Consider the following 18,606-nt stretch of genomic DNA (forward strand, 5'->3'; position numbering starts at 1 on the left):
CGATTCCCACCCTCCAGCGGTGAGCTAGTGGCTGCGGCGCGTACGGCGCCGCCCCACGACTCGGCAGTCACCGCATGGTGCGTATCTTCGTTCAGTGGCGACCACCCGCCCCGCACCCCGCTTCGACGCATCCGTGCGTCCGCCGTTCGAAGGATCCGACATGACCGATCGCGCCAGCGACACCAGTCCCATCTCCCTGACCGACGCCGAGATCTTCGCCGCCCATGACGGCGGCAAGCTCGAGATCGCCCTCACGTCGCCGCTCGACACGAGACGCGACCTCTCCATCGCGTACACGCCCGGCGTCGCGCGGGTGAGCCGCATGATCCACTCCGCCCCCGAGACGGCCGAGCAGTACACGTGGGCGAGCCGCCTCGTCGCGGTCGTGAGCGATGGCACCGCCGTGCTCGGCCTCGGGAACATCGGCGCGGCCGCCTCGCTGCCCGTCATGGAGGGCAAGGCCGCACTCTTCCGCCGCTTCGGCGGGCTGAACTCCATCCCGCTCGTCATCGAGACGACCGACGTCGACGAGATCGTCGAGACGCTCGTGCGGCTTCGCTCGAGCTTCGGCGCGGTGAACCTCGAGGACGTCTCCGCGCCGCGCTGCTTCGAGCTGGAGGCCAAGCTCATCGAGGCGCTCGACATGCCCGTGATGCACGACGACCAGCACGGCACGGCCGTCGTGGTGCTCGCGGCGCTCACGAACGCCGCGACGCTCGTCGGGCGGGAGCTCGAGTCGCTCCGCGTCGTGATCGCCGGTGCGGGCGCGGCCGGCATCGCGGTCGCCGAGATCCTGCTCCAGGTCGGTGTCTCCGACGTCGTGCTCCTCGACTCGCGCGGCATCGTGACGACGGCCCGCGACGACCTCACCGGGGTGAAGTCGGCATACGCTGCACGCACCAACCCGCGCGGGCTCGCGGGTGGCATCGCCGAGGCCCTCGACGGTGCGGACGTCTTCATCGGCGTCTCCTCCGGCAGCGTGCCCGAGTCGGCGCTCGCGACCATGTCGAGCGACGCCATCGTCTTCGCCCTCTCGAATCCCGACCCCGAGGTGCATCCTGAGATCGCCGCCCGCCACGCCCGCATCGTCGCGACGGGTCGCAGCGACTTCCCCAACCAGATCAACAACGTGCTCGCGTTCCCCGGCATCTTCCGAGGCACGCTCGACGCGCGCGGGACGCGCATCACGACCGGGATGAAGATCGCTGCAGCCCGGACTATCGCGGGCATCGTCGGCGACGACCTGGCGCCCGACCACATCGTGCCGAGCCCGCTCGACGAGCGTGTCGCTCCCGCCGTGGCCGCGGCGGTCGTGGCCGCGGTGACCGACCGCCGTCCGCAGCCGTAGGCTCAGTCCCGGGGGCTCAGCAGGTACGCGTTGAGTTCCCGGGCCTCGTCGGCGTCGTAGGGCAGGTCGCGGTCGTCGAGGTGGGTGACCCCGGCGGCGAGCCGGACGCTCGACACCAGCCACACGGCATCCGCCGTCTCGAGGTCGTAGACCGGGATGTCGCGATACTCGGTCTGCCGGCCGGTCGCCCCGAGGTGCTCGAACAGGCTCTGCTGCGTCGTGCCGTGCAGGATCGCACCGGATGGCGCGGGCGTCGACCACACATCGCCACGACGGATGATGACGCTCGACGTGGGCCCCTCCATGACGTAGCCATCGCTCGTGAGGAAGATCGCGTCATGGGCGCCGCGCCGCTTCGCCTCGCGCAGGGCGGCCATGTTCACGGCGTAGCTCAGGGTCTTCGCGCCCAGGAGCAACCAGGGCGCCCGTTCCGCCGTGCCGCGGCCGTACCCGCGATCGAGGGTGACGGCGCGGATGCCGCGCCGCCGCACCTCGACGAAGCCCGCCGCCGGCGCGACGTGCAGCCACGCCGTCGGGGCCGGTCCGTGCTCGACACCGCGGCTGAGCACGAGCTTCAGCGCGAACTCGCCGGTGGGCGGAAGTGCGGCCACGGCGCGGGCGATGGCGGCCTCCCACTGCGGAAGGTTCGGCTCTGGCAGCTCGCAGATGCGGGCCGAGTTGCGCAGTCGTTCGAGGTGCGGTCTCGTCTCCTGCGCGTGGCCGTCGACGACGCCGATGGTCTCGAAGATGCCGTCGCCCCGCTGCGTCGACAGCTCCCCCACGCGCAGGGCGGGCATCGATGCGTCGACCTCATGGAACGTCGCGTCCAGCCGCGTGATGTCGGCGTCAGCGGGCAACGGTTCGATGAGGAGCGTGATGGTATCGGCCATGCTCCGATGCTACGCGGGCGATGGCGGCCGAGACCGCTGGGCGGCGGCCGCCAGCGGCTCCGGGCGGCGGCGGCTCGCAGTCGCCCGGGGCTCGCAGTCGCCCGGTAGTACTAAGGCCGGGCCGCAGAACGCCTCTCGGCGCGAGGCCGCTCGAAGCGGCGAATATTGGAGCCCGGGGTTACTGCGGCCCGGCCTCGTCAAGTGTAAACGAGATCGACGGGTCTGAAATTCCCGCGATGCGGATGCCTCGTGCTCAGTCGAGCGAATCGCGGCGCCAGAGTCGTGCGCACGAGGCGAACTCGTCGGCCAGCTGCGTGAGGCGGAGCGCTCGTTGCGTCAGCCGGCCCGATCGCTCGGGATGAGCGGCGTCCGAGGCATCCGCGTCATCGGCAAGGCTGGCGAAGCCGGCGGCGACGACCCGCGCGAACGCGGCCGCGCGCTCGAGTGCGGCGGCGAAATCGCCGCCGAAGAGTCCCCGGAGGACCTGATCGGCCAGGTCCTGTACCTCGGCGGGACCGGCCGGGATCGGGGCGCCGGCGACGACCTGGTCGATCGTATGCGACACCTCGGTGCCCCGCTGGAATCCGAGGCTCACGCCGAGCGGATCCTGCCGGATGAGCGCTCGCAACAGGTACACGCGCCAGAGCGCTCCCGGCAGGCTCTTCGGAGAGGCGTGCGACCAGAGCTCGGCGATCGCATCGATGCCGTGCTCGTCGGTATACGAGACGAGGCGCGCGACGACCGCGGGATCGGGATTGGAGCGCACACGCGACAGCAGGGCCGCGGCGGTGTCGTGGGCGACGTGGCTGAGGTGCGCGGGGTCCTCGGCGCCGAGGAAGCCCTCGAACATGCCCGGCGGGAACCGCGTGGGTCGGTGGAAGTCTGAAGCCATCGCCGCAAGGGTACTCCTCGTCGCTGGACGGCGTCGGCGCGTGCCCACGGGGATCGTCTCGCGGTGACGTTCCGGTGACCCTTCCTCGGTGTGCGCCGACGGTCGCGGTCAGCCGGCGATGGCGGCCGCGCGAAGCAGGAGTGCGACCGCCAGTTCGCCCCCATCCGCTCGTAGGTGACTTTCGCGTGCCGGTTGCGGCACCGGACTTCGCACTTCGCGATCTCGGCCGTGACCCGCTGCCACGAATACGCCGCCTTCGCGAGTCTCATCACCTCCGCCGCCTTCTCGATGTGCGTCACGATGATCGACGGTGCTTCTCGAGGTTCCCGGCGTAGTACCGTCGAGCCCTGGCCGCATTGCACGCACGACAGACCGACTGCCGCCCGTCGGGCGACGCTGATCGCACGTTGAACTGCGAGTGCTCGAGTGGGAGGCCTGCGGGTCGAGCAGGTCTTCACGATTCCTCCTGTCGCAGCCTGAGGGCAGCGTAGAACCTGCCACGGGCGTTGGAGCGGATTCGACGACGGCCAAGACCTTCGGCACCGTGGACCGCTTACGCGCTGGACATCGGAGACGGCAGCAGGAGGGAGCCCGACGGTGCGGGCTGTTAGGGTGATGATGCCCCTATAGCTCAGTTGGTTAGAGCAACGGACTTCAAAACAGAAAATGGAGCGCCAGCGCCGAAATGCGTTGGATGACCGCCGCTATATGCTGGAACACCCTGAGAGCCCGAGGTACTCGCCCTCCTGGGCAGTGACAATCCGAGGGATTGGGCAATCAGCAGGTAACCGCGAGGGAACCTCAGAGACTACACGCGGCGCACCTGACCGGAGCCAGGCTCCGAAGGTGAAGATATAGTCCAGACTGCAAGCCGCTCGACGGTGGCTGGGGAAACCCAGTGCAGCAGGTTAATCCGTGGGTCCAGGGTTCGAGTCCCTGTGGGGGCACACACCACGTCGCACCGGCCGTGTGAGGACGAGAGCATGCCATGACCAGTGTTGTCAAGGCCTGTCGCTCCTTCACGGCGCCGCGTAGAACGGTACGCATCGGATCCCGAGGGGTCCGACCAGGTGGCCGGACCGGTCGGCGCAGCGCAGACGACCACGCGCTTCCCAGGACGCGTCGATCGGCTCCGGTCCACCGGGGCGACGACCGGCCCCGACGACGACCGGTGACGCAACTCGATGGGGATGGTGCCACGTCGCACGGTTCTGACGTCCGAACGGGTTCTCGCACGCGAAACCCCGGACACCGCCCGGCGGACGTCCCCGCCGTGGCGGCTCCGCCCCAGGTTCCCCTTCCTGCACCACGTCGTGCAGGTGAGTCTCACCGTAACCCCCGAATCCGGCGCACACCAGCGTTCCCCACCCGTTCTGGGGGGGCGACAGACGTGACGCGGTGCCTCCACGCTCCGTGCGGCGTCAGCCGACGAGCGCCCGGAACCCCGTCATGAGGGCCAACCGCTCCGCCGACGTACGGGCGAGCGGGGTCACCGCGAGGCTCGTCACGCCCGCCTGGCGAAAGGCGTCGACCCGCTCGGCGACGTGGGACGTCGGTCCGATGAGCGAGATCGCCCCGACGAGCTCATCGGGCACTGCGGCCGCGGCCTCCTCCTTGCGCCCGTCGAGGTAGAGGTCCTGGATCCGTGCCGCGTCGGCCTCGAAGCCGTATCCGGCGATGAGGTCGTTGTAGAAGTTCTTGCCGCGGGCGCCCATGCCGCCGATGTAGAGGGCGAGTTGCGGCTTCACGGCCGCGATCGCCGCCGCTGCGGCATCCGGCCGATCGGTGATGGCGAGCGCCGGGCTCGCGAACACGTCCAGCGGCGCGAGGCCGGCGTCGCGCTTCACCGCTCCGGCCGCGAGCGCGGCGCCCCAGGTGCCGGCGGCTCGCTCGGGGTGGAAGAACATCGGCAGCCAGCCGTCGGCGATCTCGGCGGTCTGCTCGACCGACTTGGGCCCGAGCGCCGCGACGGTGATTGGGATGCGCTCGCGCACCGGATGGTTGATGAGCTTCAGCGGCTTGCCGAGCCCGGTGCCCTCCCCCGCCGGCAGCGGGATGCGGTAGTTACGGCCCTGGTGCACGACGGGCTCGCGCCGCCACGTCATGCGGCACACGTCGACGATCTCGCGGATGCGGCCGACGGGCGCGTCGTAGCGCACTCCGTGGAAGCCCTCGACGACCTGCGGACCGGATGCCCCGATGCCGAGCTCGAACCGGCCGTCTGACACGTAGTCGAGGCCGGCGGCGGTCATCGCGGTGAGCGTGGGCGTTCGCGTGTAGAGCTGCAGGATGCCGGACGCGAGCGTGATGGTCGACGTGCGCGCCGCGAGGAAGCCGAGCTGGCTGACCGCGTCGAACGAGTACGCCTCCGGTACCATCACGAGGTCGACGCCGGCCGCCTCGAGCTCGGCGACCTCGTCGGCGGTGTCGCGGAAGCCGCCCGCGTAGTTCAGGAACATGCCGACGCGCATCCGTCACTCCTCTTCGTGTGCTGGTCGGCCGACGACGTGCGCGGCCCCTCAGAGGTTAGCTGACCGCCCGCGGGGTGCGCGCGTCGTTGTGCGTGATCGACGAGGGTCGCGGGCGAGTCCCGGTTCCTGTCGTGGGTTGCGTGCATCGTGCGTCTTCAGCGGTCTCCGAGGCGGATGCCGCAGGCTGGAGTCCCGCGCGTTCCGCGCCGGTTCGACGACCGGAGGCAGCCGATGACCTGGAGCCTGCTGCTCGACCTCCTCCTCATCGTCGTCTTCATCGCCTCGGCCGTGATCGGCTATCGTTCGGGGCTGCTCCGCACGGCCGCCGGCCTCGTCGGCCTCGTGCTCGGCGGCATCGCCGCGTACTTCGCGATGCCGTGGGTGTCGACGCTCGTGCCCCTGCCCCAGTGGCGCGCGCCTGCCGCGATCCTGGCCGCGCTCGTGCTGCTCTCGTTGGGCGCGTGGCTGGGTGCGGTCGTGGGCCGGGCACTTCGCCACGGCGCGCGGGTCGCGAAGCTCGGGCTCCTCGATCGCGTGCTCGGTGCGATCGGCAACCTCATCGTCACCGCGTTCGTGGTCGCCCTCGTGGGGTCGGGCATCTCGGCCATGGGCGTGCCCGTGCTCTCACCGGCGGTCGCAGGCTCCAGCGTGCTCTCCACCCTCGACCGGGTCAGCCCCGCGCCGGCGCGCAGCCTCCTCGCCGAGCTCCGCACGGCGACGTTCGGCGGGGCGATCCCGTGGCTCGTCGAGGTGCTCGACGCCCCGACGGAGGCACCCGAGCTGCCCACGGGCGGCGTCGGCGATGGCGAGCTCGCGCGCGCCGCGGCATCCGTCGTCCGCATCACTGGCACGGCGTACGAGTGCGGCAGCAACCTGTCGGGCAGCGGATTCGTGGTGGCCGAGGACCGGATCGTGACGAACGCGCATGTGGTCGCGGGCGTCACGGAGCCGATCATCGAGGCGCCCGGCCATCCCGCCGTCGCGGGCCGGGTCGTGGCCTTCGACTCCGAGAACGATCTCGCGCTCATCGCGGTGTCGGGCCTCGCGACGCCGCCGCTCGCGATCGCCGAGGCGGCTCCGGGCGCCGACGTGGCCGTGGCCGGGTACCCGTTCGGAGGCCCGCTCGAACTGCGCCCGGCACGCATCATGTCGATCGGGCCGATCACGATCCAGGAGTCAGGACGCACGTCGACGCGCGACATCGTGACGCTCGCGGCCGATGTCGACCACGGCAACTCCGGCGGGCCGGTGCTCACGGGCGACGGCGACATCGGTGGCGTCGTGTTCGCGAAGTCGGACTCGGTCGCGAACGTCGGCTACGCCATTCCGGTGACGACGCTCGCGCCGCTCGCGGCCGGGGCGCCGCAGCTCGAGGAGCCCGTGGACTCGGGCTCGTGCGTCGGCTGACGCCGCCAGTGCTCAGTCGGCGCTGAATCCCTCGAAGCGGATGCCCCAGGAGAGCTGCCACTCCTCACCCGGCCCGAGCCACCGCAGGCCTCGACCGGAGTTGAACGCCTCGGCCGGCGCCGTCATCGGCTCCACGGCGATGGCGACCTCGCCGTCCTCGCCGGGGAACTCGTGCGTCGTGAACGCCTGTACGTAGTCGAACTCGTCGTCCGCCCAGATCGAGACGCTCCGGCCATCTGGGGCCGTGAGGGTGTGCACGACCGTGCCGTCATGACTCGTCACCTCGCCGAACGCGTCGTCGAGCGTGACGTCGCCGACCCGGCGCCCCTCGCGGAAGTCCCACTCGGTTCCGTCGACGGGCAACTCGCCGGTCGGGAGCAGCCGGTCGTCGACCTCGATGTGACTCGCCGCCTCGAGGCGCAGCGTCAGGTCGGCCGTCGGCACACCGCCGATCTTCAGGTACGGGTGGGCGCCGATCGCGACGGGGGCGGCATCGGCGCCGAGGTTCTCGATGAAGTGCGTGACCTTGAGTCCGTCGGACACAAGCTCGTAGTGCACGGCCGTGCCGAGCAGGAAGGGATAGCCGAGCTGCGGGTAGATGTTCGCCTGGAGGGTGACCGAGTCGCGCTCGCGAGCGATCGGGCGGTACTCGGTGTACCGGAGCAGGCCGTGGATCGCGTTGTTGCGGCTCGGCTCGGTGATGGCGAGGTGGCGCTCGACGCCCTCGTGGGTCCAGACGCCGTCACGGATGCGGTTCGGCCAAGGGACGAGCACGATACCCGCGCCCATGGGTTGCGACTGGTCCTCGGGATACTCCGGCACGAGCTGGATGCCGTTGATGGTGAGGGTGCGGATCCCGGCGGCCACCGCCGTGATCGTGGCCTGGAGGTCGCCGCTTGCCGTCGATGTCTCGAGGACGAACTGCTCGCCCGTGGGAAGAGTCATGGATCCACCTTAGGGTCTCACGCGAGGTGCACCGCGAGCCCCGCAGCCTCGAGCTCGGCGACGAGTTGAAGCGGAGCTGCGGCATCCGTCACCAGCTCGTCGAAGGTGTCGATGGGCGCGATCCGGCCCAGGTGCACCTCGCCGAGTTTGGAGCCGTCGGCGACCACGACGCTGCGCGCGGCCGCCCGCAGCATGAGCGCCTTGACGGCCGCCTCGGGGAGGTTGGCGTTCGTCACGCCGTGCACGGGGTCGACACCGTTGCAGCCGATGAAGGCGAGGTCGACGTGCACCTCGTCGAGCATGGAACCCGCCAGCGGATGCACGAGCGAGTGCTGCTTGGGGCGGAGCGTGCCGCCCGTGACGACCACGGTGAACCGCGGGATCTCGTCTTCGAGCTCGAGCGCGATCGAGAGCCCGTTGGTGAACACCACGAGGTCGTCGAGGTCGTCGCGAGCCCGCAGTGCGCGGGCGATCTGGAGGGTCGTCGTGCCGACGTCGAGGATGATGCTCTGGCCGCTGCGCGCGAGCGACGCCGCGTGCTCGCCGATGCGGCGCTTCGGCTCGACGGATGCCGCGAGCGCCTCCTCGAAGGTGGGCTCGCGGTCGGGCCGCTCGACGACGAGCGCCGACGAGACGGGAACGGCGCCTCCGTGCACTCGGCGGATCTCGCCGCGACGTTCGAGCGCGTCGAGGTCGGCCCGGGCGGTGACGGTCGTGACCCCGAACGCGGCGCTCAGCTCGGCGACGCGCACGAAGCCCCGCTCGGCCACGAGCGCGAGGGCGAGCTCGCGACGCCGGGGAGCATCGAGCGGGGCGGGCGTCGTGGCCAGGGCATCCGTCGCGGCATCCGTCATGAGGGGATTCTGCGCGGTCTTCGCGCACTTTGCAATACGAAACTCGATTGTTTGTCAAACGAAAGTCGCATAGGGTTACCGCGTGCAGACCGACTCCCGCATCGTCGTTCGTCCGGCGCGGCTCGCCGACGGCCGCGAGCTCATCTACTTCGACGACGCCGACACCACGCTGCCGCCCGAACGCGCCGTCGACGAGCGTGAGCTCGACCCTCGCCCCGTGACGGCGCAGATGCGCCAGGACGCGCTCACGGGCGAGTGGATCTCGATCGCCGCGGCCCGGCAGAATCGCGTGTTCCTGCCGCCTGCGGATCTCGACCCACTGGCCCCGCAGCGACCGGGCAACCCGTCGGAGATCCCGAGTGTCTACGACGTCGCGGTGTTCGAGAACCGCTCGCCGTCGTTCGGTCCTCAGTCGGCGACGGATGCCCCGAGCGCCGACGCCCTGGCGTCGCTCCGTCGCATCGGGCTCGAGCGCACGCTGCCCTCGGTGGGCCGGTGCGAGGTGGTGTGCTTCAGCCCCGAGCACGAGGGCTCGTTCGGCACCCTGAGCCGCTCGCGCGCCCGCACCGTGATCGAGGCCTGGGCGCAGCGAACCGCCGCGCTCTCGGCCCTGCCCGGGGTCGAGGAGGTGTTCCCTTTCGAGAATCGCGGCCGTGAGATCGGCGTGACGCTGCCGCATCCGCACGGACAGATCTACGCGTACCCGTACGTGACGCCGCGCACCGAACGGCTGCTCGCGGCCATCGACGCCTACGGGCCCACGCTCATGGCCGACCTCCTCGGGCACGAACGCCGCGGCCCGCGCGTGCTGCTCGCGGGCGAGCACTGGACGGCGTTCGTGCCGTTCGCGGCGCGCTGGCCGATCGAGGTGCACCTGCTCCCCGATCGGCACGTGCCCGACTTCGCCGAGACCACGCTCGCCGAACGCGACGAGCTCGCCACGCTCTACCTGCGCCTGCTCCGCGGGATCGACCGCCTCTACGACACGCCCACCCCGTACATCGCCGCATGGCACCAGGCACCGGTGCACGAGCGTCGCGACGACGTGCGGCTCATGCTCCAGCTGACGAGCCCGCGGCGCGCCGCCGACAAGCTGAAGTACCTCGCGGGTTCGGAGGCCGCGATGGGAGCATGGATCGGGGACGTCACCCCCGAGTCGCAGGCCGAGGCACTGCGCGCGGCCATCGAAGGAGTCGAGGCATGAGCGACATCGCCGGCGCGATGCATCTGTTCGCCGAGCGGTTCGGCCGCCGCCCCGCGGGTGTCTGGTCGTCCCCCGGCCGCGTGAACCTCATCGGCGAGCACACCGATTACAACGACGGGTTCGTGTTCCCCTTCGCGATCGACCGGCGAACCACCGTCGCCCTCGGCGACCGCGACGATCGGCTCATCCGGGTCTCCTCGACGTTCTCGCCCGACGCCGTCGAACTGCACGTCGACGAGCTCTCCCCCGACGCCGTCGCAGGCTGGGCGGCCTACCCGCTGGGCGTCGCCTGGGCGCTCGGCGAGTACGGCGCCGACCTCGAACACGTGCGCGGGGTCGACCTGCACATCGACTCGGACGTGCCGGTGGGCGCCGGCCTCTCCTCGTCGGCGGCCCTCGAGTGCGCCGTCGCGCTCACACTCGACGAGCATTGGGGCCTCGGCTTCGACCGGCCGACGCTCGCGAAGGTGGGCCGCCTCACGGAGAACCGCGTCGTCGGCGCGCCGACCGGCATCATGGACCAGTCGGCGTCGCTGCTCGGCGAAGTCGACTCGGGCGTGCTCCTCGATTGCCGCAGCCTCGACGCCGACGTCATCCCGCTGCACTTCGCGGCCGAGGGCCTCTCGCTCCTCGTGATCGACACCCGCGTCGAGCATGCGCACGCCGACGGCGGGTACGCCGCGCGGCGCGCCTCCTGCGAGGCGGGAGCACGCGGACTCGGCGTCGGCTCGCTGCGGGATCTCCGCGTGGACGACCTCGATCGGGCGGCCGAGGTGCTCGACGACGAGACGTTCCGCCGCGTGCGCCACGTCGTCACCGAGAACCAGCGCGTGCTCGACACCGTTCGCACGCTGCGCGAGCACGGACCGGGCGCCATCGGGCCGTATCTCGACGCGTCGCACGCGTCGATGCGCGACGACTTCGAGATCTCGGTGCCCGAACTCGATCTCGCGGTGGAGACGGCACAGGCGAACGGCGCGATCGGCGCCCGCATGACCGGCGGCGGGTTCGGCGGCTCAGCGATCGCCCTCGTCATCAACCCACTCGTGCCCGTGATCACGCGCGAGGTCGAGGCGGCGTTCGCCGAGCGCGGCTACCGGGCGCCCACCGTCTTCACGGTGCGCGCCGATCAGGGCGCCAGGCGCGACGCCTGAACGCGCTGAACACTCGCAGTGGCAGGTACGGGGATCAGCACACCGGATGCTGCTCCAGCACTCCTCGGGACGGCTGCAGTCGGGGTCGGGCAAGGTCGCGAGTCGCTCCTGCACGGCCGCTCGGCGTTCGGCGCGTGGCTCCTGCGCGAGCCTGGCCGGGCCGCTGTACGTCGGCTGATCCGGTAGGTCGTCCAGACCGCCCGCGGCCCGCCGACTCGATTCGGGCGACCTGCGATTGATCGAGCCCGACGGCGGCGCCACCTCCGCGCATTCATCACGGCCGGAGTCGTTGGGGTCCGCGAGACTCCGGCACTGATGCCGGAGGCTGGCGGTGGGCCACCTCGGACGATCGCTCGCAGCCTGCGGGTCCGACCGTCACCCGAACGTCACGGCGCGGGATGCCACTCCTCGGCGAGGATCCCGTAGGTGAAGCCGTCGATCCAGCCGAGCTCGGTGAACGCGAGGTCGAACATGGACCGCGCGATGGCCGTCGCGTACCCCCTGCCGGCGTGCGCGGGATCGACGAGACAGCCGAGATCCGCCTCCGTCCCGCGCCAGGCGTCGCCGTCCGGCTGGCCCACGCCGTCGCGCACGTTCAGCCACCCGGTGCCGATGACGAGCCCATCGAGCTCTGTCACCGCCGCGTGCTGGTCGGGGTCCTCGACGCCGTCGAGCCACGCCCTTCGGAACGCCTCGGGATCCACGGTGGTGCGCAGCAGCAAGCGGATGACGTCGGGGGGATTGCGCTGCACGAGCACCCCGTCGAGGTCGTCGCTCATCGGCGGCCGGAGCACGAGCGATCCGGCCGCACGCGGCCACGCCACCTGTGCCGACGTCACGCGTCGGCCGTCGCCTGGCCCGGCGGTGGCTCGACCGCCCCAGGCGTGCCGCCCGTGATCCGCACCAGCTCGTCGAACGTGGTCGGGAACACCGTCTTCGCGTGCCCGGCGGCCGCCCACACCCGGTCGTAGCGCGCGAGGTCGGTGTCGACGACCGTGCGCACGGGCGACGGATGTCCCACCGGCGCCACTCCCCCGATGACCTGGCCCGTCGCCTCCTTCACGATCTCCTTCGAGGCACGCCCGATGCGACCGCCGAGCTGCTCGCCGAGCCAGTGCGTGTCGACCCGGTGTGCCCCCGACGTGAGCACGAGTATGGGCAGGTCATCGAGCGTGAACACGAGCGAGTTGGCGATCTGGCCGACCTCGACGCCGAGCGCATCGGCGGCGAGCTGCGCCGTCGTCACCGCGTCGTCGAACCAGACGATGTCGGGAGTGAGTCCGTGGCGCGCGAGCGCGTCGACGACACGGTCGACGGCGGCGTGCGAAGGTGCGGAGGTCTGCTCGGGGGGCATGCATCGATCCTACGAGTGCGAATGCGGCATCCGCCCGCCTCAGCGGTCCTCGCGACCCGTTCACGGGACTGCCGTAGGGTGCGATCGTGAGCACAACCCCTTCCCCCGCACACGACCGGCTCGCCCGCCGACTCGGACTCCGCGACGCCGTCGCGATCGGGCTCGCCGCGATGATCGGCGCCGGCGTGTTCGCCGTGTGGGCGCCCGCCGCGCAGGCGGCGGGGTCATGGCTGCTCGCGGGTCTTGCGATCGCCGCGCTCGTCGCCATCGCGAACGCCGGGTCGACGGCGCAGCTCGCGGTGCGCTATCCCGAGGCGGGCGGCGCGTACCGCTACGGCCGTGAGCGGCTCGGCGCGTGGCCGGGCTTCCTCGCCGGGTGGGGATTCGTGATCGGCAAGACCGCGAGCTGCGCCGCGATGGCGATCACCGCCGCGGCGTACCTCGTGCCGCCCGCGTGGCAGAAGCCGGTCGCGGTCGCTGCGGTGATCGTGCTCGTCGGCGTCAACGTGCTCGGGGTCACCCGCACCGCGCGGGTGGCATCGGTGATCGTGTCGGCGGTGCTCGCAGTGCTCGTCGTGGTGGCCGCGGCGGGGGTGGCCGCGATTGCGGGCGGCGGCTGGGGTGCGGGCGCCATCGGCGAACAGCCCTCCGTCGTGCCTCCGGTCGGTGCACCGGAAACCGCCTCCGCCGCGATCGCCGGGGCCTACGGCGTGCTGCAGGCTGCCGCCCTGATCTTCTTCGCCTTCGCCGGATACGCGCGCATCGCGACGCTCGGCGAGGAGGTGCGCGAGCCGACCCGGACGATCCCGCGTGCGATCGGCGTGGCGTTCGCGATCGTGCTCGTCGTGTACGCAGCGGTGGGCACGGCGGCGCTCGGTGCGCTCGGACCCGACTCGCTCGCGTCATCCGCCGCACCGCTCGTCGACGTGGTCGGCGTCGCCGGATGGCTCTGGACCGAGCCGATCGTGCGCGTGGCTGCGGGCGTCGCCGCGCTCGGATCGCTGCTCGCGCTCGTCGCGGGCGTCGGCCGCACGAGCCTCGCGATGGCGCGCGACGGCGAACTGCCGCGCCGGCTGGCCACGGTGCATCCACGGTTCGGCGTGCCGCACGTCGCCGAGATCACCGTGGGCGTCGCGGTCGTCGTGCTCGTGCTCGTCGCCGACCTTCGCGGCGCCATCGGCTTCTCGTCGTTCGGCGTGCTGCTCTACTACCTGGTCGCGAACGCCTCGGCCCTCACCCAGCCGGCCGGCGAACGGCTCGTGCCGCGCTGGCTGTCGTGGCTGGGGGCCGTCGGATGCGTCGTGCTCGTCGTGACCCTGCCGCTGCCGTCGATCCTCGGCGGTGTCACCGTGTTCGCCGTCGGCGCGGTCATCCGGCTCATCGTCGCGGCGATACGCCGCCGTCGGGGCGGATCGCCGCCCGCCGCCCCGATCCCGAGCGAATAGGCTGAGCGGCATGAGCGCAGATCCCTCGGCCCGAATCCTCACCCTCGCCGGCATCCCGGCCCCCTTCTGCGACGAGCGCGCGTTCGTCGCGGCCGGCGCCGTCATCGTCGGCAACGTGCGCCTCGCCCCCGGCTCGAGCGTCTGGTACAACGCGGTGCTCCGCGCCGAGGCGGAGCCCATCGTGCTCGGCGAGGACTCGAACCTGCAGGACGCGGTCGTCTGCCACGTCGACGCCGGCTACCCGCTCACGATCGGGCGCGGCGTCTCCGTGGGGCACGGCGCGGTGCTGCACGGCTGCACCGTGGAGGACGACTGCCTCATCGGCATGGGCGCGACGGTGCTGAACGGCGCCGTGATCGGCGCGGGTTCGCTCGTCGCGGCCGGGGCGGTCGTGCTCGAGGGCACGGTCGTGCCGCCGGGCTCGCTCGTCGCCGGCGTCCCGGCCAAGGTGCGGCGCGAGCTCTCCGACGAGGAGCGCGACGGCCTCAAGCGCAACGCGGCCCACTACCTGAAGCACGTCGAGGAGCACACCGCGCCCGTCGACTGAGCCGAGCGGGCGTCAGCGCACCGGTTGCCCGCTGGCGCTCGACGCGGTGGCCGTGACGCCGACCTCGGCCACGGTCGCAGCCGAGGCATCCGCGTCGCCCGCGAGCCGTCGACGGAGGCGCCGCACGCGGTGCACCACGATGCGGACGGCGAGCCCGGCACCCCACGCCGCCGCGCCGAGGAGGCTCCGGTCGTACGGGCCGAGCATGCGCCGTCGTTCGTACGCCGTGCGGAGCGTGCCGCCGAGGAGGTCGTGAGCGCGCCCGAGCCGCGGCAGTGGCACGATCTCGCGGGCCTCGGCGAGCGCGTGCAGGCGCCCGGTCCAGTCGTCGGCATCGCGGCCATGGAAGTAGTTGTCGGCGGTCCATGCGGGATCCGCGTGTCGGAAGCGGCCCTCCACCAGGTCCTCCGTGGAGCCGAACAGGCCCGACCCCTCGAACACGGTGTTGATCATCGACGGCGACACGCCGAAGTCGTCGAGGAGGAGCACCGGCATGCCGAGGGCCACCGCTTCCAGGGCGGCCGTCGAGCTCACCGTGACGAGCGCGCCCGCCCGCGCGAGCTTCTCGGCCATGGGGCCGTCCTCGACCACAAGGTTCGGCGGTACCCCGTCGGCGAGGTCCTCGACGAGGTCAGCGTAGTCGTGCTCCTCGAAGTGGGTCTGCGCCTCGCCGCGACGTGCACGCACCTTGACCACGACGCGCCGCTCGAGGTGTCGGCGGGCATGCGCGGCGAGCGCCTCGAGCACGCGGAGCCGGTCGTCGCGCGCGGCGGGCACCTTCGCCTGTGCGGCGAAGACGACATCGGTGCGGTCGGATGTCGCGTCCGAGGCGGCCTGGCTCGCGACCTCCGTCGCGAGGAAGGGAAGGGTGGCCAGTCCGAACCTGCGGTCGAGGTCGAGCTCGGCGGCGTTGGCGCGGAACTCCCGCACCTCGCGGCGGCTGTGCAGCACCACGAGGTCGGTCTGCTCGCGGTAGACCACGGCCTTCGGCACCGCCGGGATCGTGAGGCCGGGGAAGCCGCTCACGAGCACGGGCCGGTCGTCGCGACCCTCGAGGCGTGGCGCCACGACCCGCACGAACGGCCCCCGCAGCGAGAGCAGCACGGCGTGCGGGTCGAACCCGTCGACGAGCGCGTCGAGGTCGTCGAGGTGGAGCACCCGCACGTCGGCCGCGGCGAAGCGGGTGCCCGCGAGCGCGTCGACGAGCTGACGCCCGCTCGGCATCACCGGCGAGGCGAGGATCACGAGTCGGCTCTTCCACGTGGGCGGCAGCGTCGAGGCGAGCGCCGCGCCCCACTTCACGTAGGAGTCGGAGTCGGCGACGACGAGCAGGCGCCGCGCCGCGACAGCCGTCATCGTGGTCGACGACGGAGTCACGCGGCGACCCGGCGGAGCTTCGCGCGCGGTGCCTCCTCACCGGGGAACACACGCTTCACGCCGTCGCCCATGGCGTCGCCGATGATCCGGATGTCGCGCACGAGGTGCGCGAAGCCCTGCGGCTCGAGCGACGCGGCCTGGTCGCTGCCCCACATCGCCCGGTCGAGGGTGATGTGCCGCTCGACGGCGACCGCGCCGAGCGCGACCGCGGCGAGCGAGATCTGCAGCCCGTGCTCATGTCCCGAGTAGCCGACCGGCACACCCGGATAACGCTGCCGCAGCGTGTCGATCATGCGGAGGTTGGCCTCCTCGGCCGGCATCGGGTAGCTCGAAGTGGCGTGCATGAGCACGAGGCGCTCCGTGCCGAGCGTCTCGAGCGCCCGGTCGATCTCCTCGATCGTCGACATGCCCGTGGAGCAGATGACGGGCTTACCCGTCGCGGCGAGTGCGGCGAGCAGCTCGAGGTCGGTGAGCGACGCCGACGCGACCTTGTGCGCGACCACGCCCAGCCCTTCGAGGAACCCGACCGACGGCACGTCCCACGGTGAGGCGAACCAGTCGATGCCGGCGCGCAGCGCGTACGACGCGATCTCGAGGTACTCGCGCTCGCCGAACTCCACGCGGCGGCGGTAGTCGAGGTAGGTCATGGTGCCCCACGGGGTCTCCCTCGGCAGGTCGCGCATGTGCTCGGGCGTCGCGATCTCGGGCGTGCGCTTCTGGAACTTCACCGCCTGCGCACCCGACTCCACGGCCACGTCGATGAGGCGCTTCGCGATCTCGATGTCGCCGTTGTGGTTCAGGCCGATCTCACCGATGACGTAGACGGGGTTGTCGGTGCCGATCTCCGATCGGCCGATGCGGACGGACATGTCGTGCTCCCTCACTCGGGGTCGCGCGAGTGCGCGGGGTCGGATGCGCCGCGACGGGCGCCTGGCTCGCGGGCCGCGAGGATCAGGTCGGCGAGCTCGCGCACGGCGCCGTGCCCGCCGGGGCTCTGCAGCACGTGCCGGGCCGCCTCGAGCGCCTCGGGCGCGGCATCGGGCACCGCGACGGGCCAGCCGGCGAGGTCGAGCGCAGGTACGTCACCGCGGTCGTTGCCGAGGTAGGCGATGCGATCGAGCCGGATGCTGCGGGCCGTCGCCCAGTCGCGGAGCACCTCGCCCTTGGCGGGGACGCCCTGCGCGCACTCCACGCCGAGCTTCTCGGCGCGGCGTCCGACCACGGGGTTCTCCTCGGCGGAGATGATGAGCACGGGGATGCCGGCGGCCCGCAGGCGCGCGATCCCGTGGCCGTCGCTGCGGCTCACGCGCACCGACTCGCGGCCGAGCTGGTCGACCATGACGGTGTCGTCGGTGTGCACGCCGTCGAAGTCGGTGACGAGTGCGTCGACGTCGATGAGCGGATGCCGCGGTCCGAGCTCGCGATCGATCCGCACGGCGAGCGTGCGCGCGCGCTCGAGGTCGGCGTCGTCGTCGATCTCGATGGCGTGGTCGGGGTGCACGGGCTGGACGCCGACGCGGCCGAAGAAGCGGTGCCCTGCCTCTCGGAATCCGTCGGTGGCGAACACGTAGAACGCGCCCGTCTCGGCATACTCGGGCGTGCGGTCCTGCCGGCGCGGGCGGTGGGACATCTCGTGGTTCACGCCCACGGCGGTCGCGCCGATCTCGCGCCAGAGGAACACGTGCGTCGGCGCCGCGGCGAACACGACGTCGCGCTCGCCGCTCGCCACGCGCTCGACGGCCGCGTCGAGGTCGGCCGGGTCGATGAACGGCGACGTCGCCTGGATGAACACGGTGACTGCCGCGGGTTGCAGAGCAACCGAAGGGAGCGTCTCGAAACCCGCCCCCACCCGCTCCAGCTCGTCCAGCGCGTGCAGCAGCGCCGACTCGCTCGTCGCGGTGCTCCCCGCCAGCTCGGCCGGGCGGCCGATCACCTCGGCGCCTGCAGCGCGGGCAGCCTCGGCGATCTCCCCGTCGTCGGTCGTGACGACGACGCGCCCGATCCGATCCGCGGCGAGCGCGGCGCGCACGGCGCGGGTGATGAGCGGCACGCCCCCGACCCGGGCGACGTTCTTGCCGGGCAGGCCCTGCGACCCGCCCCGCGCCGGGATGATCGCGGTCGCGACGTCGGGTGCGGCATCCCCCCGCCCTTTTCGCGTGCCCGAGTGCTGCACGGCGGCGACGGCGGCCGGAGCGTCGGCGAGGTCGATCTGGGCCATGGCGCGAAGCTACGCGCGGCAGGCAGCCGAACGGTGAACGGACGGTGAACGCGAACCGACCGGGAGGTCGATGAGCGGTGCTGCGGCGGCCGCGGAATCCGTTCATCGGGCGGGTTGGGCACCCGAAGATGGCCAGTGCTCCGGCTCCGGTTTCCGCGGGGTCGTGCCCGAGTTCACGGCCGATGTCGGCATCAAGCGGGGCGAGAAGATCGACGACGCCATCATGCGCGACAACGAAGTTCGGATCCTGATCGAGTCCAAGAGTTCCACCGCTCCGCTCAAGGTCGAGCACGCGTCCCGACTCTTCCGCTACTTCGCCGTCACGAACGCCCGCGTTGCTGTGCTCACGAGCGGTCAGATCTACCACTTCTTCACGGACCTCGATGCGCCAGATCGAACAGTCGACGCGTTCGCAGGTTCGCGACATCCGCTCGCCGAAGGCGGCCGATCTTCGCGACGACGCACCGAACTCCGCCCGCCGTCGCGAAACGGAGCCGCCG

16 protein-coding genes and 1 pseudogene are annotated in these 18,606 nt (G+C 71.8%); 7 read left to right on the forward strand and 10 right to left on the reverse strand.

Going from position 1 to position 18,606, the window contains the following annotated elements; translation table 11 throughout:
• The first annotated feature begins 160 nt into the window (after positions 1-160).
• The gene (locus tag IEX31_RS06075; RefSeq protein WP_188742554.1) at positions 161-1,348 is read left to right on the forward strand and encodes an NAD(P)-dependent malic enzyme; all 1,188 of its coding nucleotides are present in this window, start codon (positions 161-163) and stop codon (positions 1,346-1,348) included.
• 2 nt (positions 1,349-1,350) lie between these two features.
• Here IEX31_RS06075 and IEX31_RS06080 read toward each other — a convergent pair whose 3' ends face one another.
• The 3 genes from IEX31_RS06080 to IEX31_RS06090 all read right to left on the reverse strand — a co-directional run bounded on the left by IEX31_RS06080 (position 1,351) and on the right by IEX31_RS06090 (position 5,601).
• Positions 1,351-2,238 (reverse strand): aminodeoxychorismate lyase, encoded by an 888-nt coding sequence (locus tag IEX31_RS06080; protein ID WP_188742555.1) that lies wholly within the window; start codon positions 2,236-2,238, stop codon positions 1,351-1,353.
• A 253-nt stretch (positions 2,239-2,491) separates the two neighbouring features.
• On the reverse strand, positions 2,492-3,130 hold the full coding sequence (locus IEX31_RS06085) for a DNA-directed RNA polymerase subunit beta (protein ID WP_188742556.1): 639 nt from the start codon (positions 3,128-3,130) through the stop codon (positions 2,492-2,494).
• Between the two features lie 1,421 nt (positions 3,131-4,551).
• Entirely contained in the window at positions 4,552-5,601 is a 1,050-nt protein-coding gene (locus tag IEX31_RS06090; protein ID WP_188742557.1) for an LLM class F420-dependent oxidoreductase, read from the reverse strand.
• A 231-nt stretch (positions 5,602-5,832) separates the two neighbouring features.
• On the opposite strand from IEX31_RS06090, the gene IEX31_RS06095 reads away from it, so the two are divergent.
• On the forward strand, positions 5,833-7,008 hold the full coding sequence (locus tag IEX31_RS06095; RefSeq protein WP_188742558.1) for a MarP family serine protease: 1,176 nt from the start codon (positions 5,833-5,835) through the stop codon (positions 7,006-7,008).
• A 12-nt stretch (positions 7,009-7,020) separates the two neighbouring features.
• Here the strand turns inward: IEX31_RS06095 and IEX31_RS06100 are convergent, their stop codons facing one another.
• On the reverse strand, positions 7,021-7,953 hold the full coding sequence (locus IEX31_RS06100; RefSeq protein ID WP_188742559.1) for an aldose 1-epimerase family protein: 933 nt from the start codon (positions 7,951-7,953) through the stop codon (positions 7,021-7,023).
• 17 nt (positions 7,954-7,970) lie between these two features.
• Positions 7,971-8,807 carry a DeoR/GlpR family DNA-binding transcription regulator gene (locus IEX31_RS06105; protein ID WP_188742560.1) on the reverse strand — a complete coding sequence of 279 codons (837 nt, stop codon included), beginning with the start codon at positions 8,805-8,807 and terminating at the stop codon, positions 7,971-7,973.
• Between the two features lie 82 nt (positions 8,808-8,889).
• Here IEX31_RS06105 and galT point away from each other — a divergent pair, with 82 nt between their 5' ends.
• Both galT and galK read left to right on the forward strand, forming a co-directional pair.
• Positions 8,890-10,011 carry a galactose-1-phosphate uridylyltransferase gene (gene galT, locus IEX31_RS06110; RefSeq protein WP_229662142.1) on the forward strand — a complete coding sequence of 374 codons (1,122 nt, stop codon included), beginning with the start codon at positions 8,890-8,892 and terminating at the stop codon, positions 10,009-10,011.
• Positions 10,008-11,165 carry a galactokinase gene (gene galK, locus IEX31_RS06115; RefSeq protein ID WP_188742561.1) on the forward strand — a complete coding sequence of 386 codons (1,158 nt, stop codon included), beginning with the start codon at positions 10,008-10,010 and terminating at the stop codon, positions 11,163-11,165. Before galT ends, galK begins: the two co-directional genes overlap by 4 nt.
• A gap of 386 nt (positions 11,166-11,551) precedes the next feature.
• Here the strand turns inward: galK and IEX31_RS06120 are convergent, their stop codons facing one another.
• On the reverse strand, positions 11,552-12,004 hold the full coding sequence (locus IEX31_RS06120) for a GNAT family N-acetyltransferase (protein ID WP_188742562.1): 453 nt from the start codon (positions 12,002-12,004) through the stop codon (positions 11,552-11,554).
• Entirely contained in the window at positions 12,001-12,519 is a 519-nt protein-coding gene (locus IEX31_RS06125) for a YbaK/EbsC family protein (protein ID WP_188742563.1), read from the reverse strand. The genes IEX31_RS06120 and IEX31_RS06125 overlap by 4 nt, the downstream gene beginning before the upstream one ends.
• An 86-nt stretch (positions 12,520-12,605) precedes the next feature.
• On the opposite strand from IEX31_RS06125, the gene IEX31_RS06130 reads away from it, so the two are divergent.
• Together IEX31_RS06130 and IEX31_RS06135 are read left to right on the forward strand one after the other, a co-directional pair.
• A complete protein-coding gene (locus IEX31_RS06130) occupies positions 12,606-13,964 on the forward strand; it encodes an APC family permease (RefSeq protein ID WP_229662143.1) in 1,359 nt (452 codons plus the stop codon).
• Between the two features lie 10 nt (positions 13,965-13,974).
• Positions 13,975-14,511 (forward strand): gamma carbonic anhydrase family protein, encoded by a 537-nt coding sequence (locus IEX31_RS06135; protein WP_188742564.1) that lies wholly within the window; start codon positions 13,975-13,977, stop codon positions 14,509-14,511.
• A gap of 12 nt (positions 14,512-14,523) precedes the next feature.
• Here the strand turns inward: IEX31_RS06135 and IEX31_RS06140 are convergent, their stop codons facing one another.
• Genes IEX31_RS06140 through IEX31_RS06150 form a run of 3 tightly spaced genes read right to left on the reverse strand, consistent with a single transcriptional unit; the run spans position 14,524 to position 18,106 of the window.
• Positions 14,524-15,867 (reverse strand): DUF6716 putative glycosyltransferase, encoded by a 1,344-nt coding sequence (locus tag IEX31_RS06140; RefSeq protein WP_188742565.1) that lies wholly within the window; start codon positions 15,865-15,867, stop codon positions 14,524-14,526.
• A gap of 17 nt (positions 15,868-15,884) precedes the next feature.
• A complete protein-coding gene (locus tag IEX31_RS06145; RefSeq protein ID WP_188742566.1) occupies positions 15,885-16,757 on the reverse strand; it encodes an N-acetylneuraminate synthase family protein in 873 nt (290 codons plus the stop codon).
• 11 nt (positions 16,758-16,768) lie between these two features.
• A complete protein-coding gene (locus tag IEX31_RS06150; protein ID WP_188742567.1) occupies positions 16,769-18,106 on the reverse strand; it encodes an acylneuraminate cytidylyltransferase in 1,338 nt (445 codons plus the stop codon).
• 160 nt (positions 18,107-18,266) lie between these two features.
• Between IEX31_RS06150 and IEX31_RS18745 the strand changes: the two are divergent.
• Positions 18,267-18,503 (forward strand): annotated as a pseudogene (locus IEX31_RS18745) (restriction endonuclease); the annotation flags it as partial.
• Positions 18,504-18,606 lie beyond the last annotated feature (103 nt).

Origin of the sequence: Agromyces bauzanensis (assembly GCF_014645655.1) — a bacterium.
Taxonomy (GTDB): domain Bacteria; phylum Actinomycetota; class Actinomycetes; order Actinomycetales; family Microbacteriaceae; genus Agromyces; species Agromyces bauzanensis.

Bases quoted from the DNA above. Each gene is read 5' to 3' on its own strand.
- IEX31_RS06105 (WP_188742560.1), bottom strand. From the start codon at position 8,807: ATGACGGATGCCGCGACGGATGCCCTGGCCACGACGCCCGCCCCGCTC.
- IEX31_RS06080 (WP_188742555.1), bottom strand. From the start codon at position 2,238: ATGGCCGATACCATCACGCTCCTCATCGAACCGTTGCCCGCTGACGCC.
- IEX31_RS06085 (WP_188742556.1), bottom strand. From the start codon at position 3,130: ATGGCTTCAGACTTCCACCGACCCACGCGGTTCCCGCCGGGCATGTTC.
- IEX31_RS06095 (WP_188742558.1), top strand. From the start codon at position 5,833: ATGACCTGGAGCCTGCTGCTCGACCTCCTCCTCATCGTCGTCTTCATC.
- IEX31_RS06150 (WP_188742567.1), bottom strand. From the start codon at position 18,106: ATGGCCCAGATCGACCTCGCCGACGCTCCGGCCGCCGTCGCCGCCGTG.
- IEX31_RS06075 (WP_188742554.1), top strand. From the start codon at position 161: ATGACCGATCGCGCCAGCGACACCAGTCCCATCTCCCTGACCGACGCC.
- IEX31_RS06135 (WP_188742564.1), top strand. From the start codon at position 13,975: ATGAGCGCAGATCCCTCGGCCCGAATCCTCACCCTCGCCGGCATCCCG.
- IEX31_RS06100 (WP_188742559.1), bottom strand. From the start codon at position 7,953: ATGACTCTTCCCACGGGCGAGCAGTTCGTCCTCGAGACATCGACGGCA.
- galK (WP_188742561.1), top strand. From the start codon at position 10,008: ATGAGCGACATCGCCGGCGCGATGCATCTGTTCGCCGAGCGGTTCGGC.
- IEX31_RS06090 (WP_188742557.1), bottom strand. From the start codon at position 5,601: ATGCGCGTCGGCATGTTCCTGAACTACGCGGGCGGCTTCCGCGACACC.
- IEX31_RS06140 (WP_188742565.1), bottom strand. From the start codon at position 15,867: ATGACGGCTGTCGCGGCGCGGCGCCTGCTCGTCGTCGCCGACTCCGAC.
- IEX31_RS06145 (WP_188742566.1), bottom strand. From the start codon at position 16,757: ATGTCCGTCCGCATCGGCCGATCGGAGATCGGCACCGACAACCCCGTC.
- IEX31_RS06125 (WP_188742563.1), bottom strand. From the start codon at position 12,519: ATGCCCCCCGAGCAGACCTCCGCACCTTCGCACGCCGCCGTCGACCGT.